Origin of the sequence: Xenorhabdus bovienii SS-2004 (assembly GCF_000027225.1) — a bacterium.
Classification (GTDB): domain Bacteria; phylum Pseudomonadota; class Gammaproteobacteria; order Enterobacterales; family Enterobacteriaceae; genus Xenorhabdus; species Xenorhabdus bovienii_C.
Genome location: NC_013892.1, coordinates 1,579,895 through 1,602,718, shown reverse-complemented (window position 1 = coordinate 1,602,718; position 22,824 = coordinate 1,579,895). Strand labels below are relative to the sequence as shown.

The 22,824-nt window shown below is 42.3% G+C and carries 18 protein-coding genes, 1 other RNA gene and 1 pseudogene; 13 read left to right on the top strand and 7 right to left on the bottom strand.

Annotated elements, in window-relative coordinates; all coding sequences use genetic code 11:
* Window positions 1-26: 26 nt before the first annotated feature.
* The 7 genes from clpP to XBJ1_RS07005 all read left to right on the top strand — a co-directional run bounded on the left by clpP (window position 27) and on the right by XBJ1_RS07005 (window position 8,293).
* Window positions 27-650, top strand: coding sequence for an ATP-dependent Clp endopeptidase proteolytic subunit ClpP (gene clpP, locus XBJ1_RS07035; RefSeq protein WP_012988139.1), 624 nt, complete (start codon window positions 27-29; stop codon window positions 648-650).
* A gap of 143 nt (window positions 651-793) precedes the next feature.
* Complete coding sequence (clpX, locus tag XBJ1_RS07030; protein WP_012988138.1) at window positions 794-2,065, top strand: ATP-dependent protease ATP-binding subunit ClpX; 1,272 nt, start codon at window positions 794-796, stop codon at window positions 2,063-2,065.
* 209 nt (window positions 2,066-2,274) lie between these two features.
* Window positions 2,275-4,629 (top strand): endopeptidase La, encoded by a 2,355-nt coding sequence (lon, locus tag XBJ1_RS07025; protein ID WP_012988137.1) that lies wholly within the window; start codon window positions 2,275-2,277, stop codon window positions 4,627-4,629.
* A gap of 232 nt (window positions 4,630-4,861) precedes the next feature.
* The gene (gene hupB, locus XBJ1_RS07020) at window positions 4,862-5,146 is read left to right on the top strand and encodes a nucleoid-associated protein HU-beta (protein WP_256548219.1); all 285 of its coding nucleotides are present in this window, start codon (window positions 4,862-4,864) and stop codon (window positions 5,144-5,146) included.
* Window positions 5,147-5,327: 181 nt separating this feature from the next.
* Complete coding sequence (gene ppiD, locus XBJ1_RS07015) at window positions 5,328-7,199, top strand: peptidylprolyl isomerase (protein WP_012988135.1); 1,872 nt, start codon at window positions 5,328-5,330, stop codon at window positions 7,197-7,199.
* A 148-nt stretch (window positions 7,200-7,347) separates the two neighbouring features.
* Window positions 7,348-7,740, top strand: a complete 393-nt coding sequence (locus XBJ1_RS07010; protein WP_012988134.1) for a ComEA family DNA-binding protein — start codon at window positions 7,348-7,350, stop codon at window positions 7,738-7,740.
* Between the two features lie 154 nt (window positions 7,741-7,894).
* Window positions 7,895-8,293, top strand: a complete 399-nt coding sequence (locus XBJ1_RS07005; protein WP_012988133.1) for an acyl-CoA thioesterase — start codon at window positions 7,895-7,897, stop codon at window positions 8,291-8,293.
* A 58-nt stretch (window positions 8,294-8,351) separates the two neighbouring features.
* Here the strand turns inward: XBJ1_RS07005 and queC are convergent, their stop codons facing one another.
* Together queC and XBJ1_RS06995 are read right to left on the bottom strand one after the other, a co-directional pair.
* Window positions 8,352-9,050: a 7-cyano-7-deazaguanine synthase QueC gene (queC, locus tag XBJ1_RS07000; protein ID WP_012988132.1), complete on the bottom strand. Its 699-nt coding sequence runs from the start codon at window positions 9,048-9,050 to the stop codon at window positions 8,352-8,354.
* 32 nt (window positions 9,051-9,082) lie between these two features.
* On the bottom strand, window positions 9,083-10,135 hold the full coding sequence (locus XBJ1_RS06995; protein ID WP_012988131.1) for a PLP-dependent cysteine synthase family protein: 1,053 nt from the start codon (window positions 10,133-10,135) through the stop codon (window positions 9,083-9,085).
* 122 nt (window positions 10,136-10,257) lie between these two features.
* Between XBJ1_RS06995 and XBJ1_RS06990 the strand changes: the two genes are divergently transcribed.
* From XBJ1_RS06990 to amtB, 5 genes are all read left to right on the top strand, one after another.
* The gene (locus XBJ1_RS06990) at window positions 10,258-10,719 is read left to right on the top strand and encodes an Lrp/AsnC family transcriptional regulator (RefSeq protein ID WP_012988130.1); all 462 of its coding nucleotides are present in this window, start codon (window positions 10,258-10,260) and stop codon (window positions 10,717-10,719) included.
* Between the two features lie 66 nt (window positions 10,720-10,785).
* Window positions 10,786-12,534: a SmdA family multidrug ABC transporter permease/ATP-binding protein gene (locus XBJ1_RS06985; RefSeq protein WP_012988128.1), complete on the top strand. Its 1,749-nt coding sequence runs from the start codon at window positions 10,786-10,788 to the stop codon at window positions 12,532-12,534.
* The gene (locus XBJ1_RS06980; protein WP_269763714.1) at window positions 12,527-14,311 is read left to right on the top strand and encodes a SmdB family multidrug efflux ABC transporter permease/ATP-binding protein; all 1,785 of its coding nucleotides are present in this window, start codon (window positions 12,527-12,529) and stop codon (window positions 14,309-14,311) included. The genes XBJ1_RS06985 and XBJ1_RS06980 overlap by 8 nt, the downstream gene beginning before the upstream one ends.
* A gap of 167 nt (window positions 14,312-14,478) precedes the next feature.
* Entirely contained in the window at window positions 14,479-14,817 is a 339-nt protein-coding gene (gene glnK, locus XBJ1_RS06975) for a P-II family nitrogen regulator (protein WP_038198610.1), read from the top strand.
* Between the two features lie 15 nt (window positions 14,818-14,832).
* Window positions 14,833-16,125 (top strand): ammonium transporter AmtB, encoded by a 1,293-nt coding sequence (amtB, locus tag XBJ1_RS06970; RefSeq protein WP_012988124.1) that lies wholly within the window; start codon window positions 14,833-14,835, stop codon window positions 16,123-16,125.
* Between the two features lie 57 nt (window positions 16,126-16,182).
* Here amtB and XBJ1_RS22400 read toward each other — a convergent pair.
* Window positions 16,183-16,290, bottom strand: a pseudogene (locus tag XBJ1_RS22400) (acyl-CoA thioesterase II); the annotation flags it as partial.
* A 702-nt stretch (window positions 16,291-16,992) separates the two neighbouring features.
* Here XBJ1_RS22400 and ffs point away from each other — a divergent pair.
* An RNA gene (gene ffs, locus XBJ1_RS19635) (signal recognition particle sRNA small type) lies at window positions 16,993-17,089 on the top strand.
* A gap of 89 nt (window positions 17,090-17,178) precedes the next feature.
* Here ffs and XBJ1_RS06965 read toward each other — a convergent pair.
* From XBJ1_RS06965 to XBJ1_RS06950, 4 genes are all read right to left on the bottom strand, one after another.
* A complete protein-coding gene (locus XBJ1_RS06965) occupies window positions 17,179-17,382 on the bottom strand; it encodes an HHA domain-containing protein (RefSeq protein WP_010845060.1) in 204 nt (67 codons plus the stop codon).
* Between the two features lie 48 nt (window positions 17,383-17,430).
* A complete protein-coding gene (tomB, locus tag XBJ1_RS06960) occupies window positions 17,431-17,799 on the bottom strand; it encodes an Hha toxicity modulator TomB (protein ID WP_038198607.1) in 369 nt (122 codons plus the stop codon).
* 605 nt (window positions 17,800-18,404) lie between these two features.
* The gene (locus XBJ1_RS06955; protein ID WP_012988121.1) at window positions 18,405-21,554 is read right to left on the bottom strand and encodes an efflux RND transporter permease subunit; all 3,150 of its coding nucleotides are present in this window, start codon (window positions 21,552-21,554) and stop codon (window positions 18,405-18,407) included.
* A 15-nt stretch (window positions 21,555-21,569) separates the two neighbouring features.
* Window positions 21,570-22,769, bottom strand: coding sequence for an efflux RND transporter periplasmic adaptor subunit (locus XBJ1_RS06950; RefSeq protein ID WP_012988120.1), 1,200 nt, complete (start codon window positions 22,767-22,769; stop codon window positions 21,570-21,572).
* Window positions 22,770-22,824: the final 55 nt, after the last annotated feature.

Below are 22,824 nucleotides of genomic sequence, written 5' to 3'. Positions count from 1 at the left end.
AGCGTGAGTTCTATTAGGAGACGGAAATGTCATACAGTGGCAAGCAAGATAAATATGCACCTAACATGTCTTTGGTGCCGATGGTGGTTGAACAAACTGCACGTGGAGAACGTGCATTCGATATTTACTCCCGTTTATTAAAAGATCGAATTATTTTTCTGACTGGGCCAGTTGAAGATCATATGGCGAACTTAATTGTTGCCCAAATGTTATTCCTGGAAGCAGAAAACCCAGAAAAAGATATTAACTTATATATCAACTCTCCGGGTGGGGTTATTACAGCGGGTATGTCTATTTATGACACGATGCAATTTATCAAGCCGGATGTGAGTACTATCTGTATGGGGCAAGCCTGTTCAATGGGGGCATTCCTGTTGACAGCTGGAGCAAAAGGTAAGCGTTTCTGTCTGCCAAATTCTAGGGTCATGATTCACCAGCCATTAGGTGGTTTCCAAGGGCAGGCGACAGATATTGAAATTCATGCGCAGGAGATACTCAAGGTTAAAGCTCGCATGAATGAGTTGATGGCGAAACATACTGGCAAACCACTTGAGAAGATCGTCGAAGATACAGAACGCGACCGTTTCTTATCAGCTGCAGAATCCGTAGAATACGGTTTGGTTGATAGTATATTTACCCAGCGCAACTAATTTATTGACAATTACTTTATTACTCCGACGCTATAAGTTTAAGGGCGTTTCTTTGTTGGCGCCTTACTCGGCGGAGTAATGACAGCGTATTTTCTGTTATGCCAGATAAACTGGGATAACAGCTCATAAAGTGAGGTTGACTGATGACAGATAAGCGCAAAGACGGTTCAGGAAAGCTGCTGTATTGCTCTTTCTGCGGGAAAAGCCAACATGAAGTTCGGAAATTAATAGCTGGCCCGTCAGTGTATATCTGCGACGAATGTGTTGATTTATGTAATGATATCATTCGCGAAGAAATTAAAGAACTAGTACCACACCGTGAGCGTAGCGCCTTGCCTACTCCTCATGAAATTCGTCAACATCTGGATGATTATGTTATCGGTCAGGAAACGGCGAAGAAAGTGTTAGCAGTCGCTGTTTATAACCATTACAAGAGACTGCGTAATGGTGACACTAATAACGGTGTGGAATTAGGAAAGAGTAATATTCTGCTGATTGGCCCAACAGGTAGTGGTAAAACCCTGCTTGCTGAGACACTCGCCCGTTATTTAGATGTGCCTTTTACTATGGCTGATGCTACGACACTGACTGAAGCTGGTTATGTTGGTGAAGATGTAGAAAATATTATCCAGAAACTGCTGCAAAAGTGTGACTACGATGTGCAGAAAGCGCAGCGTGGGATTGTATATATTGATGAAATAGATAAAATTTCTCGCAAATCTGATAATCCGTCAATTACTCGTGATGTCTCGGGAGAGGGCGTTCAGCAGGCACTTTTGAAGCTGATTGAAGGTACAGTGGCAGCGGTTCCTCCTCAAGGTGGCCGTAAACATCCACAGCAGGAATTTCTTCAGGTTGATACCTCTAAGATCTTGTTTATCTGTGGTGGTGCATTTGCAGGATTGGACAAAGTTATTAGCCAGCGTTTGAATGTCAGCTCGGGTATCGGTTTTAGTGCTACAGTTAAAGGCGAGTCGGAGAAAGCAACAGAAGGCGAATTGCTTGCTCAGGCTGAACCGGAAGATTTGATCAAATTTGGGTTAATTCCTGAATTCATTGGCCGTCTGCCAGTTGTGGCAACATTGACTGAACTAAGTGAAGATGCATTGATTCAGATCCTACAAGAGCCAAAAAACGCGTTGACCAAACAGTATCAGGCTTTGTTTAATCTGGAAGGTGCTGAACTTGAGTTCAGAAAAGAAGCGCTGACAGCGATTGCGAAGAAGGCTATGGCGCGTAAGACTGGTGCACGTGGTCTTCGTTCAATCGTAGAAGGTGTTTTACTGGATACGATGTATGACCTGCCATCAATGGAACATGTAGAAAAAGTTGTCGTTGATGAAACGGTTGTTGAAGAGAAATCAGCGCCATTATTGATATATAGCAAGCCGGATGCCCAAGTTTCTGGTGAGTGATGAAAATAGGGTAGGAAATACTGATTATCAATATGTATTGAAAAAATAAAAATGAGGGATTCTCCCTCATTTTGCTTTTTGCAGGCATAGGCTATTGAATGTGAGATTCCTGTCCCCATATATTTTGTATTCTTTGAAGTGAAACTCGTGAAAACCGTGTTTCACGAGATTCCTAAAAACTGGCGAAAGCTAAACGAAGAGAGAGCTCTATGAACCCTGAGCGTTCCGAACGCATAGAAATCCCTGTATTGCCTTTGCGCGATGTAGTGGTTTACCCACATATGGTGATCCCTCTGTTTGTTGGGCGTGAGAAGTCGATTCATTGCCTGGAAGCAGCAATGGATCATGACAAACAGGTCATGTTGGTCGCGCAAAAAGAAGCATCCACTGATGAGCCGGGAGTCAATGATCTTTTCTCCGTAGGTACAGTGGCTTCTGTGTTACAGATGTTGAAACTGCCAGACGGCACAGTAAAAGTTCTCGTTGAGGGTTTGCAGCGTGCCCGTATTACAACATTGACGGATAATAGTGAGTACTTCTATGCGCAGGTTGAATATCTTGAATCCCCTGTCGTTGATGAACGTGAGCAGGAAGTTCTGGTAAGAACCGCCATTAATCAGTTTGAGGGTTATGTCAAACTAAACAAGAAGATCCCGCCGGAAGTATTGACATCATTACACAGCATTGAAGATTTAGCAAAACTGGCAGATACCATTGCTGCCCATATGCCTTTAAAAATTAACGATAAACAGACTGTTTTAGAAATGTCTGATGTTGTTGAACGTATTGAATATCTGATTGCAATGATGGAATCAGAAATCGATCTGTTACAGGTAGAAAAACGTATCCGCAATCGCGTCAAAAAACAGATGGAAAAAAGCCAGCGCGAATACTACCTGAACGAGCAAATGAAAGCGATCCAGAAAGAATTAGGTGAGATGGATGATGCACCTGATGAATATGAAACGCTGAGACGTAAGATCGAAGACGCTAAAATGCCGAAAGAGGCACGCGAAAAGGTCGAAGCCGAGCTGCAGAAATTAAAAATGATGTCTCCAATGTCAGCGGAAGCGACGGTGGTACGCAGCTACATTGACTGGATGGTACAAGTTCCTTGGGTTGCTCGCAGCAAGGTGAAAAAAGATTTGGTCAAGGCGCAGGAAGTGCTGGATATAGATCATTATGGTCTGGAGCGCGTCAAAGAGCGTATCCTTGAGTATCTGGCAGTACAAAGCCGTGTCAGCAAAATCAAAGGGCCGATTCTGTGCTTGGTAGGGCCTCCTGGCGTAGGTAAAACCTCACTGGGCCGTTCTATTGCGCGTGCAACTGGTCGTAAATATGTTCGCATGGCACTGGGTGGCGTACGTGATGAAGCAGAGATCCGAGGTCATCGCCGTACCTATATTGGTTCCATGCCGGGTAAACTGGTTCAGAAGATGTCCAAAATTGGGGTCAAAAATCCACTGTTCCTGTTAGATGAAATTGACAAAATGTCATCTGACATGCGTGGCGATCCGGCTTCTGCATTGCTGGAGGTTCTTGATCCTGAACAAAACGTGACATTTAATGATCATTACCTTGAAGTGGATTACGATCTGTCTGATGTTATGTTTGTGGCAACGTCCAATTCGATGAACATTCCGGCGCCACTGCTTGATCGTATGGAGGTTATTCGTCTGTCGGGTTATACCGAAGACGAAAAACTGAACATCGCCAAGCGGCATTTACTGCCAAAGCAGATTGAGCGTAATGCTTTGAAAAAAGGTGAATTGGCTATTGATGACGGTGCGATTCTCGGTATTATCCGTTATTACACCCGTGAAGCTGGTGTACGTAATCTGGAACGTGAAATTTCCAAACTGTGCCGTAAAGCTGTTAAGGCATTGTTGATGGATAAGAAGCTTAAGCACATCGAAATCAATGCGGATAATCTGAAAAATTATCTGGGTGTTCAACGTGTGGATTATGGTCGTGCGGATACTGAGAACCGTGTTGGTCAGGTGACTGGCCTTGCATGGACCGAAGTGGGTGGTGAACTGTTAACGATTGAAACAGCCAGCGTGCCAGGTAAAGGAAAACTGACCTATACGGGTTCGTTGGGTGAAGTGATGCAAGAGTCCATTCAGGCAGCCTTGACTGTGGTTCGGGCTCGTGCCGATAAACTGGGTATCAGTTCTGATTTCCATGAAAAACGTGATATTCACGTCCACGTACCTGAAGGTGCAACACCAAAAGATGGCCCAAGCGCAGGTATTGCAATGTGTACTGCGTTGGTTTCCTGCCTGACAGGTAATCCGGTTCGTGCCGATGTTGCTATGACAGGCGAAATCACTCTGCGTGGTTTAGTACTGCCTATTGGTGGTTTGAAAGAAAAACTGCTGGCAGCTCATCGTGGAGGGATTAAAACCGTCTTGATTCCAGATGAAAATAAACGAGATCTGGAAGAGATCCCTCAGAATATTATTCAAGATTTGGAGATCCATCCTGTTAAGCGCATAGAAGATGTTTTGTCTATTGCTTTACAGTCTCCTGCGTTTGGAGCAGAAGCAGTATCACTAAATTAGTACGAAAATAGTGAGTTAACTCAAGAAGTTTGTATAAAATTTAGGTTGGCGAGTTTATTAAGACTTGCCAGCCTTTTTTTGTCTCATTAAGTTAGCTTAATCCACATATCCGATTAAATATTTTGCTGTTCCATGATTTTTTGCTAATACTGGAAGGGATTGATATAACGGCACGGCTGTCGCGTTATCCGTTAGAGATCGGTATTTGTTACGATAGTAAAACTAAATGGGGATGATAAGAGTGAACAAGTCACAACTGATCGACAAAATTGCTGCTGATGTAAATATTTCCAAAGCAGCTGCCGGGCGTGTAGTAGATGCATTCATTTCTTCAGTATCTGATGCATTGAAAGACGGTGATGATGTCGTTTTGGTAGGGTTCGGTACTTTTACTGTACGTGAACGTGCAGCTCGTACAGGGCGTAACCCCCAGACAGGCAAAGAAATCAAAATCGCAGCAGCAAAAGTACCCGCTTTCCGCGCAGGAAAGGGATTGAAAGATGCTGTTAATGAGTAATGAATATGAAACATCCTCCCTCGCTTTGGCCATTACAGTTAAACTTAAACTGACGGGGCGGGGTTGATAGGTTAGAATGTAAGCGCACCAACCAATTGGTTGATGCGCTTTTTTTCTCTTAGCGTTTGAATTAGCGTAATATGGTAGTTTCTTTTTCACTAAAGCGGAGTTTTACGTCTTTATGATGGACAACCTACGCACGGCGGCAAACGGTCCTGTGCTTAAAATTGTATTGGCTTTAATTATCCTGACCTTTGTTTTGACAGGTGTAACAGGCTACCTGTCAAGTGAAGGTGGTAATTATGCTGCCAAAGTGAATGGTCAAACCATTAGTCGTGCTCAATTAGAGCAAGCATTTCAGCAAGACAAAATTGCGTTGCAGGATAGGCTGGGAGATCAATTCTCAACTCTGTTAAGTGATGAGCAGAAAGTACAACAAATTCGACGCAGCTCACTGGATCGCCTCATCACTGTTATTCTATCAGATCAATATGCACGTAAGCTGGGCTTGTCAGCAAGCGATGAGCAGGTTAAAGAAGAGATCCGTAACCTACCTTTTTTCCAGACAGACGGTAAATTTGATAACAATAAATATCTGACTTTGCTTACCGGTGCAAACAGAAGCCCAGATAACTTTGCTGAACAGGTTCGTCAAGATCTGATTAACCGTCAATTGATGTCGATATTGACGGGTTCAGAAATTGCTTTGCCGACAGAGATCAAACAGGAAACAGCGCTGGCCTTTCAAGAAAGAACGGTTCGTTTCGCTACACTTGAGCTGAAATCCATTGAAGCACAGCAAAAAGTGACAGATAAGGAGCTGAAAAACTACTATGACGTTAATAGCAATAGTTTCACCGTGCCTGAAAAGGTGAAAGTCAGCTACATCAAGATGGATGCTGCGGATGAATTGAAAAGCGTCACCGTATCTGATGCCGATATTGAAAAATATTATAAAAACAATCTGCCACAGTATATGCAGGTCGAGCAAAAAAAATACAGCATGGTTCAGTTGGTGTCTGATGCTGAAGCTAAATCAGTTTTGGATGAATTAAAGAAAGGCGCTGATTTCAGCAAATTGGCGGCAGAAAAATCGACAGATAAATTTTCTGCTCAAAAGGGAGGAGATCTGGGTTGGATGGAAGAAAGCTCCCTACCTGATGAAATTAAGTCAGCTAAGTTGATAGAAAAAGGGCAGCTTTCTGGTGTCATCAAGCTATCTGGTGGATATGCTATTTTTCGTTTAGATGATATTAAACCTCAGATAATAAAATCACTGGTTGAAGTGCGTTCGGAAATAGAAAAAATCGTTAAACAGGAAAAAGCGGTTGATGCATTCTATGCATTGCAAAGAAAAGTAAGTGATGCCGCTGCCAATGATAACGAATCTTTGACTGCGGCAGAAAAAGCAGCTGGTTATAAAGCTGTGACGACTGACTGGTTTGATCGTGACCATATTCCTGCTGAAATAAATTTTGGTTCGGTGGTTCAGACTATTTTCTCTGGAAATCTTATCGATGATAAAGGGGCATCAGGAACTAACTCCGATGTTATTTCTGTGGATGGTGACAGAGCCTTTATTGTACGTGTTGATGATATCAAGCCAGAAACTATCCAGCCTTACGAGCAGGCCAAAACTCAGATTGCTGAATTAGTAAAACGCCAGAAAGCTGAAAAGCAGTTGCAGCTTGAAAGTGAAAAACTGCTGGCTGCTTTGAAAGAAGGTAAAGGTGAGCAGGCACTGAAAGCCGCTGGGATTCAGTTTGGTGTCTCCACTGTGATCAAACATTTATCACAAACTAATCAGGCTACTAATGTAGCATTTACTCTGCCTCATCCTAAAGATGGCAAGTCTGAGTATGGTTTAGCCCAAGATGGGTTTGGCAACGCAGTGCTTATCCAATTGGATAAAGTTGTCCCAGGTTCTGTTTCAGAAGAACAGGTTAAACAATACATAGCGGCGTATCAGTATCAAATCGGTACTTTCATGCTGGAATCCTTGATGATTAATTTGCGTGATGATGCCGAGATTAAGATGGGGCAGATTGAATAAAATTGCGAAGCTTCTCGCAACTATTTTTGCAAAACAACAATTGAAAAAGGCCACTTTCGTGGCCTTTCGCATATTTGAACCTTTCCTCTTGTCCATAAATTCTGTTATGGCAAGCTTTCCTCCGTCAACAAAACACGGAGGAATTTATATGAAATATTTAAGGACATTATTTAATTCACTTGTTATGGTTTTTTGTATCAGTATGCCGTTATCTCATGCGATTGCAGCGGATGAATCACCTGATAAAGCTGTGAAACAATCTACCAATCAACACAAAGCTGTTATTGAAAAAAATGATGTGAAGGAGGGGAAAGAATTAGCCTCAGAAAAGGAAATTCAGGGAAAAGGAAGCATCAATATTAATACGGCGAATGCTGAACAATTAGTGAAGGAACTCAATGGTGTTGGCGCCAAAAAGGCTCAGGCGATTATTGAATACCGTGAAAAATATGGTCAATTTACGGCAATTGAGCAGTTACAGGAAGTTCAGGGCATTGGTCCTGCTTTAATGGAAAAGAATCGGGATAAATTAACCTATTGATCATCAAGCCCTCTTGGTGAATACCATGCTAATCGCATAAAGAGTCAAGAGGGCTGTGATATTGATCAAGAATAACTCATTAAATAGCATTGTAATTAAAATGTTTTGCTATTGTTAACTGTCTGGTCGGATGAGTTGAAAGGGGAAAATAGCAATGCGTACAATTATTAAGGTCAGGGGCTATCATATTGATCTTTTCCAGCATGTGAATAATGCTCGTTATTTAGAATTCATGGAAGAAGCTCGCTGGGATTTGCTGACAGAAAGTGACACACTCACGTGGTTAAAAACTAATAATGTTGGCTTTGCCGTAGTTAATATTAACATCAATTACCGTCTGCCGGCAGTGTTTGGGGATGAGTTGGAAGTGAGGTCTAGCCTCAAGGAATTACGTAATAAAAGTGGTGTATTTTTTCAGGAGATTATACGCAGAAGTGATAATAAAATACTCACCGATGCTTTGACCACATTTGCCTGTATTGATTTGAAAACTCATAAGGCATTAACTTTAGAGGGGGATATACAGGAAAGATTAGAAGCATTTAAAGTTTAAAATAGTGAGAGGCTTGGCAGCCTCTCAATGATAGTGATTATTGCGTAAAATTAATTGGTCAGCTCAGATGCGTTTTGGATTTCATCTCTTCCATAATGGATTGAGTATTATTTAAATAAAGGTTTAATCCATTAGCCCGAAGGTGGCAGGCTGCGCACTCACTACAGCCATCGCCTTGGATGCCGTTATAACATGTGAGAGTCTGGGTACGGACGAAATTCAATTTTTGATAATAATCAGCCAATGCCCAAGTTTCTGCTTTGTTCAACCACATCAAGGGAGTCTCAAAACGGATATCACGGGCGATACCAAGGCAAACTGCTTTATTCAGGGCTTTGACAAATTCATCGCGACAGTCTGGGTAGCCAGAAAAATCGGTTTCACAAACACCGGTGATAACGGCTTCAGCCTCAACCTGATAGGCATAAATTGCCGCTAGGGTTAAAAACAAAATGTTGCGGCCAGGAACAAATGTATTTGGGAGGCCACTTTTTTCACTTTCACTGAAATCCGGCACGGGAATGTTGTCTCGGGTCAGGCTGCTGATTGCAAGCTCACTCAATAAAGTAACATCAAGTACTTTGTGGGCAGCGGCACCCAGTTCTTTGCTAATACGACAGGCCACGTCAATTTCAGCGCGGTGACGTTGACCATAATCAAAAGTGACACAGTGAACTTCATCGTATTGGCGGAGTGCCTGAATTAAACAAGTGGTGGAATCTTGACCACCACTGAATACAACAACGGCTCGTTTCATAATACCTACCTATTTAAATTGAAGGAGATATGTTACTCATAACCATCTAGCTTGGGTAGTTGCGTGAGATACAGTGTGATATCACCGATATTATTGCGAACCCATTCTGGATTGTAATAGGTATCAAGATAGCGTTCGCCGCTATCACACAACAATGTCACGATTGCACCCTTCTGGTTGTTCTCATGCATCTGTCTGGCTAGCTGTAAAGTTCCCCAAACGTTGGTTCCTGTTGATGCGCCAGTTTTTCTGCCAATTAATTTTTCAAGCCAATAAATGGTGGCGATAGTGGCACAATCAGGGACTTGCAGCATGTCATTGATAACAGTTGGGATAAAGGATGGCTCTGCACGTGGGCGGCCAATTCCTTCAATTTTACTGCTGGTGATTCCGCGGATATCACGGCGATTTTGGTGATAACAATCGTAGAAAACAGAGTTTTCAGGATCAACAACAATCAGTTTGGTGTTATATCCCTGATAACGGATATAGCGACCGAGCGTTGCCGATGTTCCGCCAGTTCCTGCACTCATAACAATATAAGTTGGTTCAGGAAATGGCTCCAGTTGCATCTGACGGAAAATGCTTTCTGCGATGTTATTGTTTCCACGCCAGTCAGTAGCTCGTTCAGCGTAAGTAAATTGATCCATATAATGGCCATTCAGCTTTTTTGCCAAACGTTCTGACTCCTCATAAATAAGGGCTGAGTGTTCCACAAAGTGGCATTTACCACCGTAGAATTCGATTTCCTGAACCTTGCGTTTAGCTGTACAGGAGGGCATTACGGCGATAAAAGGTAAGCCAAGCAAGCGGGCAAAATAGGCTTCAGAAACGGCGGTACTGCCGGATGAGGCTTCAATGATTGGGGTTCCTTCTTTGACCCAACCATTGCTGAGTGCATAAAGGAACAAAGAACGAGCAAGCCGATGTTTCAGGCTACCTGTCGGATGAGTGCTTTCATCTTTGAGATAAAGGTGAATTCCTGAAAACACGGGGAGATTGAGGTGAATCAGGTGTGTATCAGCACTTCGTTGATAATCAGCTTGGATGGCTTTAATGGCATTTGTAGCCCATGAAGACGACATAAATTGATCCTGAATAATACTACTTTAGTGATATATAGATTACTTTTATATTGGGGGAAATAGATTGTTATTTTTCTACATTTATTATTTTCTTTTGGAAGAATTTTCTACAGGATTTGGATATGTTAGATAAAATAGACCGTAAGCTACTGGAGCTGCTCCAACAGGACTGTAGCCGATCCTTGAATGCACTGGCCGAAGCCGTTAATTTGACCTCTACACCTTGTTGGAAACGGCTAAAACGGCTTGAAGATGATGGGTACATTGTCGGAAAAGTTGCATTGCTAAATGGCTCTAAACTTGGGCTTAGTCTGACCGTGATTGTGATGATAAAAACTCAACAGCACAGTAGTGAATGGTATGAACAGTTTGTGGCTTTTATAAAAGAGATGCCAGAGGTTTTAACATTTTATCGAATGGCTGGGGAATATGATTACTTGATACATGTAGAAGTTGTTGATATGAAAAGTTATGATCGGTTCTACAAACGCATGGTTAATGGCGTTTCTGGTTTGATTGATGTCACCTCTAACTTTGCAATGGAAAAAATAAAATATACAACGGCGTTACCAATACCGGATTAGATAATGCAAAAATCTTTCTGATGGAGTTAATGCTAATTCTTTCATTTTTACTTTGGGAATCGGTTCGTGAGATTATTTTCTCAATTAAGTTGGTATTTTCTCAGCGAATGGCGCCGTTATTTTGGTGCCATTATCTTCCTTATTATGATTGCGATGCTGCAATTAATTCCTCCCCGTTTGGTCGGAATTATCGTTGATGGCATCAGTGCAAAAACGATGTCATCCAGTCAATTATTGATGTGGCTAGGCATCATGCTGTTCATTGCGCTGGCGATATACGGTCTGCGGTATGTTTGGCGCGTATGGCTATTTGGGGCGTCTTATCGGCTGGCTGTTAAACTACGTAGTGATTTCTACCAGAAATTGAGCAGCCAGAACCCTGAATTTTATTTGCGCCACAGAACCGGTGACTTAATGGCTCGTGCAACCAATGATGTTGATAGGGTTGTTTTTGCTGCGGGTGAGGGGGTGCTAACTTTAGTCGATTCCTTAGTGATGGGATGTGCTGTCCTTATCGTGATGAGTATAGAAATTAGTTGGCAATTAACGTTGTTATCACTGTTACCCATGCCCATTATGGCGTTGGTGATTAAACGATATGGCGAACAGCTTCACCATCGTTTCAAGTCTGCACAAGGAGCATTCTCTGCTCTTAATAACCATGCTCAGGAAAGTCTTACCAGCATCCGTATGATCAAAGCATTTGGTCTGGAAGATCTGCAATCCAGTCAATTTGAAGAAGTCGCTACTGATGCTGGACGTAAAAATATACACGTTGCGCGCGTAGATGCACGTTTTGACCCCACCATTTTCATTGCTATTGGCGTTGCAAACCTATTAGCGATTGGTGGAGGGAGTTGGATGGTCGTACATGGCTCTATGACACTGGGTGAATTGACTAGCTTTGTTATGTATCTGGGATTGATGATCTGGCCAATGTTGGCATTGGCATGGATGTTTAATATTGTTGAGCGTGGCAGTGCGGCATATACACGGATCCGTAGCTTGTTACAGGAGCCACTGGTGATTGATGATGGTTCTCAGTCCTTATTAGTTGAGCGCGGTACATTACAGGCAAATATCAATACCTTCATTTATCCCGCAAATGATAGACCTATTTTACATGATGTCCGTTTTCAATTATCACCAGGTCAGCTATTGGGGGTTTGTGGTCCAACTGGTGCAGGAAAAAGCACTTTGCTTGCCTTGTTACAGCGGCAATTTGATGTCACTGACGGTGAAATTCTTTTTCAGTCACGGCACGTTTCTACACTTAGATTAGAAGAATGGCGATCACGATTGGCTATTGTTAATCAGACTCCTTTCCTGTTTTCGGATACAGTCGCTGGCAATATCGCGCTAGGCCGGCCTGATGCAACTCAAGAACAAATTGAAGAAGTTGCTCGTTTGGCGAATGTGCATGATGATATTTTGCGGTTACCGCAGGGCTACCAAACGGAAGTGGGAGAACGTGGCGTAATGCTTTCTGGCGGACAGAAGCAACGCATTTCCATTGCACGTGCTCTGTTATTGGATACGGAAATTTTGATTTTGGACGATGCACTTTCTGCCGTAGATGGTCAGACAGAACATCAAATCATGAAAAATCTCAGCCAGTGGCGGCGACAGCGTACCGTTATTATCAGCGCCCATCGGCTGTCTGCTTTAACGGAAGCTGATAACATTTTGGTTATTCAGCATGGCACGGTTGCGCAGCAAGGCCCGCACAAACAGCTTATTGCACAATCCGGTTGGTATTCTGATATGTACCATTATCAGCAACTTGAAGCCGAATTGGATGGTGAACATGACTAATCATGATATGCGTAAGCCCAGTGTGCGTAAGCTATGGCCATCATTAAAGCGCTTATTGTCTTACAGTAAGAATTATCGCAAGCCAATTTTGCTGGCTGTACTGATGTCATGGGTTGCTGCGCTAACAGAAGTCAGTGGGCCACTGCTTGTGAGCTATTTTATTGATAATATGGTAGCAACGGGCAATCTTCCGCTTGATGTTGTCAGTGGGCTTGCGGTTACTTTTTTGGTATTGCAGTTTGTTGCTGCTGCCTTGCACTACTTTCAGTTCCTATTATTCAATCAGGCATCTGTGGGGATAGTTCAGAAGCTTCGTACTGATGTCATGAATTCGGCATTGCGCCAGCCGTTGAGCACCTTCGATAGCCAGCCCGTTGGGCAGCTAATATCCCGCGTGACGAATGATACTGAAGCCATTAAGGATCTGTTTGTAAATGTGATCCCTACAGTGTTTCGCTGCATTTCATTGATCGGGGCAATGCTGATAGCTATGTTTATTTTGGATTGGCGCATGGCATGTGTTGCTTTGACAATATTTCCAGCAGTTTTGCTGGTAATGATAATTTATCAGCATTTCAGTACTCCAATTATTAGACGGGTTCGTAGTTATCTGGCTGATATTAATGACGGCTTTAATGAAACCATTAATGGTATGACAGTGATTCAGCAATTTCGCCAGCAAGCTCGTTTTGGTGAGAAAATGCTGGCGACTAATCGTGAACATTATCAGTCTCGCATGCAAGCGTTGCGGTTGGATGGCATTTTGCTGAGGCCGTTACTGAGTTTGTTTTCTGCTGCCATACTGTGTGGCCTGCTATTGTTATTTGGTTTCAAAGGAACGGAAGTGATTGGTGTGGGTGTTTTATACGCATTCGTCAATTATCTTGGGCGCCTGAATGAACCTCTGATTGAACTGACTGCTCAACAATCTTTACTGCAACAAGCGGTAGTTTCAGGGGAACGGGTTTTTGAGTTAATGGATAGCCCACAGCAGCAATATGGCACTGATCAGCAGGCGCTGATGAGTGGTAGAATTGATATTGAAAACTTAACTTTTGCCTATCGTAATGACAAAGTTGTGTTGAGTGACATCAATCTACATGTTCCTACACATGGGTTTGTGGCTTTGGTTGGTCATACGGGAAGTGGTAAAAGTACTCTGACTAATTTGATTATGGGATATTATCCGTGGCAAGACGGTGAAATTTATCTTGATGGTCGTCCTGTATCTTCCCTCTCTCATGCGGTTCTGCGTAATGGCGTAGCAATGGTACAGCAAGATCCTGTAGTGCTTGCAGCCTCATTTTTCGACAACATCACATTGGGGCGGGATATCAGTGAAGATAAAATTTGGCAGGTGTTGGAGATGGTTCAATTGGCTGATTTTGTCCGCCGCTTACCAGATGGTCTGAATTCAGTACTAGGAGAGCAGGGGAATACTCTTTCCGCAGGGCAAAAACAACTTTTAGCAATGGCTCGAGTCCTGGTGCAAACGCCGCAGATTCTCATCTTGGATGAAGCAACGGCGAATATTGATTCGGGGACGGAGCAATCGGTACAGCAGGCATTGCGGATGATCCGTAAACAGACGACTCTGGTGGTCATCGCCCATCGTCTTTCAACTATTGTTGAAGCAGATTCCATATTAGTGCTACATCGTGGTGCAATAGTGGAGCAAGGGCAGCATCAACAGCTACTGGCTAAACGTGGACGCTATTATCAGATGTATCAACTCCAACAGGTCGGTGATATTTTGAATGAATCTATGCACGTTTAGTGTGCATAAAAGGAGTGACTGCTCTAGTCACTCCTTTTTTACTTTCCTTTCCCAGCTATGTTCTCTGATAACAAATTGATTACAGATACTTTTTAACTCTTGGCATACCCCTTGCAATACTTCTCGCGCGAATGTTCCTTGCAAACACAGCAAAAAGCGGGGGAAGTATGAAACTGATTACTACCATCATAAAGCCATTTAAGTTAGAAGAAGTGCGTGAAGCGCTTTCCGATATTGGTATACAAGGAATGACGGTTACAGAAGTAAAGGGATTTGGACGTCAAAAGGGGCACTCAGAACTTTATCGGGGAGCCGAATACAACGTTAATTTTTTACCCAAAGTTAAAATTGATATTGCTACCCATGATGAGCGAGTAGAAGAAGTTATCCATGTCATACAGCAATCTGCATTCACTGGAAAAATGGGGGATGGCAAGATATTTATCTTTGAATTACAGCATGCTGTCCGTATCAGAACGGGGGAAACGAATGATGCAGCATTGTAAATGGGGGGATGGAAAATGAAAAAACGACTTTTATCCATAACCAGCATCACTATGGGGATTATCGCTAGTGTACCTTCTTTTGCGTTTGCTGCGGGAAGTACTTTCGATAAAGCTGATACTGTATTCATGCTGGTAAATACGGTACTTGTGCTCTTTATGACTATACCTGGCATAGCTCTGTTTTATGGAGGATTGCTGCGTCGTAAGAATGTTTTGTCATTAATGTCACAGGTGATTGTTAGCTTTTCATTAGTCTGTGTACTTTGGGTAGTTTACGGTTATAGCATGACCTTTGAAACAGGCAATCGTTTTTGGGGTGGATTTGAGCAAGTCATGCTGAAAAATATATCGATAACTGATTTGAATGGCAGTTTTTATCAACTGATTCATGTCGTTTTTCAGGGGGCATTTGCCTGTATCACCATAGCCTTGGTTGTCGGGGCTTTATGTGAAAGAGTTCGTTTTTCTGCACTGTTAATTTTTAGTGCGTTATGGCTGACAGCTTCCTATATTCCTATGGCGCATATGGTGTGGGGAGGAGGCTGGCTTGCTCAGGATGGTGCATTAGATTTTGCGGGAGGAACTGTCGTTCATATTAACGCAGCGGTTGCAGGATTGGTTGGTGCTTATTTACTTGGAAAGCGCTCAGGATTTGGTAAGGAAGCTTTTAAGCCTCATAACTTGCCAATGACTTTTATTGGCACTGCGATCCTTTACATTGGCTGGTTTGGTTTTAATGTTGGTTCTGCTGGTGCTGTAAATGCCATCGCAGCGCTAGCCCTTATAAATACGATGGCAGCAACAGCAGGTGCGGTATTGTCATGGGTTTTTTCTGAATGGCTATTCCGTGATAAGCCTTCTCTTTTGGGAGCATGTTCTGGTTGTATTGCGGGTTTGGTGGCAATTACACCCGCAGCGGCAACAGTTGGTATCGGTGGTGCGCTTATCATTGGACTGATTGCTGGAGTTGCCGGTTTATGGGGCGTGGTGGTATTAAAACGCTGGTTACGTGTTGATGATGTCTGTGATGTTTTTGGAGTACATGGCGTATGTGGCATTGTTGGGTGTTTATTAACGAGTATTTTCACTGCATCCGCTTTAGGGGGAACTGGATTTCCAGAAGGTATGACAATGCTAAGACAGATCGGCGTGCAGATCATTAGTATATTGGTTTGTATTGTCTGGTCAGCTGTGGCTGCTTATCTGTCATTCAAGATTGCTGATCTGGTGGCTGGGTTGCGTATTAGCGTTGAGTCGGAAAGGGAAGGCTTGGATATTATTTCTCATGGTGAAAGTGCTTATAACTGATCATATCTTCTATCTTTGAAACTGTCGTGTGCCATACTATATCTACGGCACACGATATTATTTTCGTTTGCGGCTCACCCCTTCCTGAATGGCATAAGCGATGAGTATTTCTTCACGGGTATAGATATGTCCACGAACAAAACCACGTTCTCCAGATGTATCAGGTTAATTAAATTTTGTAATGCCTAACTCATAATGTGCCTTCGCTTGGTAATAGCGGTTAAAAACGTATAAAGCAACAACGGTACATTAAGGAGCAATAATAAATTTTCATTTATTAGTAAATAAATAGACTGAATTGTAGATAAAATTTATCTTTATGTTTTTGTTATGAAATTGAATTATCACTATTAATTTTTTCAACGCTTATCAAATCATGAGTATGATATTGTTATTGTTTTTATCATTGATTTTTATGCTTATTTTTATTTTCGTGGTTCATTGAAGAACGAATTTATGATTTATATGTGTTGGATTTTTAGATTTAATAAAAATTTATTTATGATTGAAAAATTATTTTTTTTGATTATTTAGTATATTTATATTTTGCTTATTGATGGTTTTTATGCTAAATGCCTGATTTGCCATAGTAGCAGGATTGTCGTGGGTTTTTACGAGGTTGAAGAAATCGAACATAACACTGATAAGCAGAACAACAACATTTTACTTAGAAAAGTTATTTGATTGTGGAAAAATAAAAGTCTTTGAGTTTGTGTCAATTTTAGTTCGTTAGTGACATTTTTGATGTTTTTTTACATCTAATTGAGTGATAAGTAAGCATCTGAATGGCGCGGCCTTGCTATTTCACGATGTATGAAAGATAATGCCTACCGCTTTGAGGTTTGAAGCTAATTTCAATGGGGGCTCTGTTGGTTCTCCCGCAACGCTAACTTGTTAACTTGGTCAGATCTGGAAAGAAGCAGCCATAGCAGGGGATGTGTGTGCCGGGATGTCGCTGGCAGAGCCCTCACCCGTTTTGAATTCATAATCTGTTTATATAGTGAGCCGATAATGGTTACCGGCTTCAATTACTTCCTATCTGATCACGACAACTTAGCGGACAAATTTCCAAACAGATGATGGGATCTTATCATAAAGCTTATTCATAGTAAGTTCAGCTAAGCGGTGGTCAGCAGCAGAGTAGAACAATTCAAGTTCATCATCCGAAAGCTCATATTTATTTTTTTCAATTACACGTTCCAGTGTTTCAATAGAAGTGCATTTTCTCAAACGCATCAGATAGTCAGTTTTAGTCATGGTTGCCTTATCTTATTTGGTATAAAAAAATAGTTAGGAATATATTTATCAGGTTTTGCTTAAACAGGCATTCAAATCATGCAACAGAATGTTAGTTAAGTGTTCGTTTGTTTTTTGCCATTTTGTAAGTTCAAAACAGCTTATCTTATCACTCCCGAACAAATTATATGTTTCATCCAGGTATTTATCAATTAAGGTACTGAGATTGTAGTTATCTGCGTATTTAATTTTAAAACTCCAGACGAACGCTGCAATGTGCTCGATCAATTCATTTAGTTTTAAGCTTTTTTCGGAAGTCAGATCGTTAATCCAATGATTATCAGCGCGATTTAGCACTGAAAATGCCTCGTGAATTAAATTTTCACATAAGTATTTTAATTCAACAATATCATGTCTTCTTGGTGAATATTCATCCATAATCACCTCTGTAACAACACACGGCTTATTTGGATTAAGGCTTATACATAACAATTATTATAGCCATTCTTTTAGAATATGGCCTATCAAAACATGATTATTATTTATTAATATTAAAGACCTATTTCTAGCATCTGCCAAGTGAGTTTTTAACGATGACCAACTTACACTTAGTTCTGGCAAAAGACTAGCACTCTACTAAAAAGTATAGCGATATTCACATATGTCATTAAACATATTGGATTATACTAATATAGTAGACGTTGTAGCAATAGCACTGGGATCATTATAGGTGATTGTATTGCGACTTTCAAAATCAATATAATGCTATTATTACATATGTCACCATCAAGATGGAACACTTTTTACCATTAGAGGTGTAATCAGAAGAAAAGCATGACAAGCTATTAATTTATCTTCTATTTATTATAAAAAACAGAAAGATATTACTTTTAAACGCAGGGTGTTTTTCATAAGTATTTATTTTAATTAGATTATATAAGGTTGTCGTTGTAGATATTGAGAGATTGATTATTTGTTGTCTGAAGAGATTTAAGCCCATTTTAAAAGGCCACATCAGTGGCCTTTGGTTAAAATTTTTGAATTTAGCGATGGGTCGAAATATGTTCGAGATCCTCACTTTTTTTACTGAAACGGCGTTTGATGACGACGAAGAATACTGGGACAAAATAGATTGCTAACGATGTAGCTGCAATCATACCGCCCAATACGCCTGTCCCTACGGCGTTTTGTGCACCAGAGCCAGCACCATTACTCAATACTAGAGGCATAACTCCAAGCATAAAGGCTAAAGAAGTCATCAGTATTGGGCGTAAACGCATTTTGACAGCATCTAGAGTTGCTTCTATTAGCCCTTTGCCTTCTTTCTCTATCAGATCCTTGGCGAATTCTACGATAAGTATGGCGTTTTTCGCTGACAGACCTATTGTTGTCAACAGACCAACTTTAAAGTAGACGTCATTGTCCAACCCACGAATTGACGTTGCCAGCAATGCACCAACAATTCCCAGCGGGACAACTAACATGACAGAGAATGGAATGGACCAGCTTTCATACAGAGCTGCCAGACAGAGGAACACGACAATCAATGATAGCGTATATAGAGCTGGAGCCTGATTGCCGGATAGACGCTCTTGATAAGACATGCCAGTCCAGTCATAGCCAATGCCGCTTGGCAGTTGTGACGCAAGTTGTTCCATGAAAACCATTGCATCCCCGGTACTTTTCCCTTTAACAGCCTCACCCACGATTTCCATTGATGGCAAACCGTTATAGCGTTCCAAGCGCGGTGAACCATAAACCCACGGATCTTTGGATATGTCTATGAATGCAGAGAACGGAACCATTTCACCATGGTGGTTGCGGGCATATAACTTACTGATATCGCTTGGCAACATACGGTGAGGTGCATCAGACTGAATATAGACTTTTTTGACTCGGCCACGGTCAATAAAGTCATTGACATAAGCTCCACCAAACATCGTAGTGAGTGTTGAGTTGATGTTTTCGGTGGAAACGCCCAGTGCTTCCGCTTTCTCTTTATCTATATGGATACGGTATTGAGGCGTATCATTCTGACCATTAGGGCGGACATTCGTGAGCATGTCAGGGTGGCTTTGAACCATGCCAAGCAACTGGTTACGTGCTTGGGTTAATGCTTCATGTCCAAGATTCCCTTTATCAATCAATTGGAAGTCAAAACCACTGGCAGACCCTAACTCCACAATCGAAGGAATATTAAACGCAAATACGATACCTTCCTTGATTTGTGAGAAATGTGCATTCGCACGGTCAACAATGGCTGGCACCTTGTCTTTGTCGTCTTTGCGCTCATCCCAGTCTTTTAAGCTGACAAAGACTAGACCTGCATTCTGCCCCTGACCACTGAAACTAAAACCGTTAATGGTGAATACAGATTTAACAATTTCCGTTTCTTTGGTATGGAAGTAATCATTGATTTCATCCAATACTTTTTGTGTTTGATCCTGAGTTGAACCAGGTGGTAGCTGAACTATCGCAAGTAATACACCCTGATCTTCTTCTGGCAGGAAGGAAGATGGCATACGGGTAAACATAAAGGCCATACCTGCGATCAATACAACATAGATCAACAAGTAGCGTCCAGTACCACGCAGCATGCGGCCTACACTATCGGTATAATGGTGGGTGCTCTTTTCAAACAGGCGATTAAACCAGCCAAAGAAACCAATTTGAATGCCATGGCTACCTTTAGCAACGGGTTTAAGCATTGTGGCACACAGTGCGGGAGTCAGGATTAACGCCACCAGTACAGACAGTACCATTGCTGAAACAATGGTGATCGAGAACTGACGATAAATTGCGCCTGTTGCTCCACCGAAGAATGCCATTGGCACAAATACCGCAGAAAGTACCAACGCGATACCGACCAGAGCGCTCTGAATCTGTCCCATTGATTTTCTGGTGGCTTCTTTTGGTGGTAACCCTTCCTCCTGCATGACGCGTTCGACGTTCTCCACGACAACAATGGCATCATCCACCAGCAGACCGATGGCAAGTACCATGGCAAACATGGTTAATGTATTGATGGAGTAACCAAATGCGGCAAGGATGGCAAATGTACCCAGCAATACAACCGGAACCGCAATAGTTGGGATTAAAGTGGCGCGGAAGTTTTGCAGGAACAGGTACATGACGACAAACACCAGCAGGATGGCTTCTGCCAACGTTTTCACCACTTCGAAAATGGAAATTTTGACGAATGGCGTAGTGTCGTATGGATACACGACAGTCAACCCATGTGGGAAGAATGGTGCCATCTCAGCCAGGGCTTTTTTGACGGCTTTTGAGGTATCTAACGCGTTGGCGCCGGTAGCCAGTTTGATACCAATTCCTGCTGCCGAGTTACCATTGAACCGACCAATGATGCTGTAGCTTTCAGCTCCAAGTTCAACGACAGAGACATCTCTCAGGCGAATGTGTGAACCATCGCGATTCATGCGCAGCAGAATATTGCTGAATTCTTCAGGAGAATTCAGACGGGTCTGAGCAATAATCGAAGCATTTAAACGCTGTCCAGGAACAGGCGGGGTTCCTCCTAACTGCCCGGCTGCAACTTGGTTGTTTTGAGCTTTAATGGCAGTGATGACATCCTGTGTGGTCATTTTATAGTTGAGCAGTTTGTCAGGATCGAGCCAAATGCGCATAGCATACTGGTTACCAAACAACATCGTTTCACCCACACCACTGACACGGCTCAATGGGTCTTTGACACTGGCTCCAACATAATCAGCGATATCATCCTGAGTCATGGAACCATCTTCAGAAATGAAACCTGCCACCATTAAGAATGAATTAGTTGTTTTATCAACACTAATACCTTGTTGTTGAACTTCCCGAGGCAATAGGGGCATTGCCAGTTGCAGTTTATTCTGTACCTGTACTTGGGCGATATCTGGATCTGTGTTCGCTTCAAAAGTTAGCGTAATGCTCATACGCCCAGCAGAATCACTGTTGGAAGCCATGTATACCAGATTATCGATACCGTTCATATTTTGTTCAATAATCTGGGTTACCGTGTTTTGTACCGTTGTTGCGTCAGCTCCTGGATAAACCGCAGAAATGGAAATAGAAGGTGGTGCAATTGCAGGGTATTGCTCCACGGGTAATTTCATTATCGCCAATAGACCAGAAAGCATGGTGATAATCGCAATTACCCATGCAAAGATTGGTCGATCTATAAAAAACTTAGGCATGAATCACCAACTCCTTTATTGAGGCTTTTTAGCAGGCTCAGTTTGATTGGCTGTGAGCTTAGCATCCAGATTAGTTTCCATTGGTTTAACGGTGACTCCTGGAGCAATTTTCTGCAATCCTGTGACTATCACTCTATCTCCGGCTTTCAAACCTTCTGTGACCAGCCACTTATTACCGATTGCCTGAACAGCATTGATACTACGTAATTCTACTTTGTTATCCTTATCGACAATCAGCGTGGTTGCCTGGCCACGAGGTGTTCTGGTAATTGCTTGCTGAGGAACCAAAATCGCATTTTGTCGAACGCCTTCTTCCAGTTTTGTACGGACAAACATGCCAGGAAGTAGTTCTTCATTGGGATTTGGGAAAACCGCACGCATAGTGATAGAGCCGGTTGTTTCATCAACTGTAATATCGGAAAACTCAAGGTAGCCTTCCTGACTGTACTCTTTACCTGTATCAGTGATTAGGCGAGTTTTGGTTTTACCGCCTTCTTTATGAACTGTTCCTTTGGCTATTTCATTTTTTAGACGTAAATAATCATCGCTTGATTGGGTAATATCAACATAGATAGGGTTCAGTTGTTGAACCGTTGTCAAGGCGGTTGGCTGCCCACCAGAAACCAGCGCTCCTTCAGTGACAGTGGATTTACCCGCACGCCCAGAAATGGGTGAGGTCACTTTAGTATACGCTAGATTGATTCTGGTACTTTCCAGCTCAGCTTTGGTAGACAGCACTTCTGCGGCTGCCTGAGCATGTGCAGAAATTACTTTATCAAATTCCTGCTTACTCACATATTGTGTACCCAGTAATGATTTATAACGGTCAACGGTTAAACGAGACACTTTCTCATTGGCTTGTACCCGAGATAAATTTGCCAAGGCTTTGTTGTAGTCTGCCTGATAGGTTGCTGGATCTATCTGGTATAACGACTCACCTGCGGCAATATCACTACCTTCTTTATAGTTACGTTTCAGAATGATGCCACTGACTTGAGGACGAACTTCCGCAACACGATAAGCAGAAGTCCGCCCAGGTAATTCTGTGATAACAGCCAGAGGTTCTGCTTTCAGCGTTACAATACCCACTTCAGAAGCATGCTCGCCAGCAGCCCCTTGCTGAGAATTTTTGTTGTCATTACATCCTGAGAGAATGAAGCTGCCTGAAAGTACCAGTAGTGTGGCCAGAGGCAAAACCCCTCTGTTTTTTCGCATAAGTAAACCTCAATTTTTCAATGTAGACGCTTTAAAATCTAGCTAGTGCTAACGA

What these genes read in the sequence shown, in the direction of transcription:
- clpP (WP_012988139.1), top strand. Translation starts at nt 27, where the DNA reads ATGTCATACAGTGGCAAGCAAGATAAATATGCACCTAACATGTCTTTG.
- clpX (WP_012988138.1), top strand. Translation starts at nt 794, where the DNA reads ATGACAGATAAGCGCAAAGACGGTTCAGGAAAGCTGCTGTATTGCTCT.
- lon (WP_012988137.1), top strand. Translation starts at nt 2,275, where the DNA reads ATGAACCCTGAGCGTTCCGAACGCATAGAAATCCCTGTATTGCCTTTG.
- hupB (WP_256548219.1), top strand. Translation starts at nt 4,862, where the DNA reads ATGATAAGAGTGAACAAGTCACAACTGATCGACAAAATTGCTGCTGAT.
- ppiD (WP_012988135.1), top strand. Translation starts at nt 5,328, where the DNA reads ATGATGGACAACCTACGCACGGCGGCAAACGGTCCTGTGCTTAAAATT.
- XBJ1_RS07010 (WP_012988134.1), top strand. Translation starts at nt 7,348, where the DNA reads ATGAAATATTTAAGGACATTATTTAATTCACTTGTTATGGTTTTTTGT.
- XBJ1_RS07005 (WP_012988133.1), top strand. Translation starts at nt 7,895, where the DNA reads ATGCGTACAATTATTAAGGTCAGGGGCTATCATATTGATCTTTTCCAG.
- queC (WP_012988132.1), bottom strand. Translation starts at nt 9,050, where the DNA reads ATGAAACGAGCCGTTGTTGTATTCAGTGGTGGTCAAGATTCCACCACT.
- XBJ1_RS06995 (WP_012988131.1), bottom strand. Translation starts at nt 10,135, where the DNA reads ATGTCGTCTTCATGGGCTACAAATGCCATTAAAGCCATCCAAGCTGAT.
- XBJ1_RS06990 (WP_012988130.1), top strand. Translation starts at nt 10,258, where the DNA reads ATGTTAGATAAAATAGACCGTAAGCTACTGGAGCTGCTCCAACAGGAC.
- XBJ1_RS06980 (WP_269763714.1), top strand. Translation starts at nt 12,527, where the DNA reads ATGACTAATCATGATATGCGTAAGCCCAGTGTGCGTAAGCTATGGCCA.
- glnK (WP_038198610.1), top strand. Translation starts at nt 14,479, where the DNA reads ATGAAACTGATTACTACCATCATAAAGCCATTTAAGTTAGAAGAAGTG.
- amtB (WP_012988124.1), top strand. Translation starts at nt 14,833, where the DNA reads ATGAAAAAACGACTTTTATCCATAACCAGCATCACTATGGGGATTATC.
- XBJ1_RS06965 (WP_010845060.1), bottom strand. Translation starts at nt 17,382, where the DNA reads ATGACTAAAACTGACTATCTGATGCGTTTGAGAAAATGCACTTCTATT.
- tomB (WP_038198607.1), bottom strand. Translation starts at nt 17,799, where the DNA reads ATGGATGAATATTCACCAAGAAGACATGATATTGTTGAATTAAAATAC.
- XBJ1_RS06955 (WP_012988121.1), bottom strand. Translation starts at nt 21,554, where the DNA reads ATGCCTAAGTTTTTTATAGATCGACCAATCTTTGCATGGGTAATTGCG.
- XBJ1_RS06950 (WP_012988120.1), bottom strand. Translation starts at nt 22,769, where the DNA reads ATGCGAAAAAACAGAGGGGTTTTGCCTCTGGCCACACTACTGGTACTT.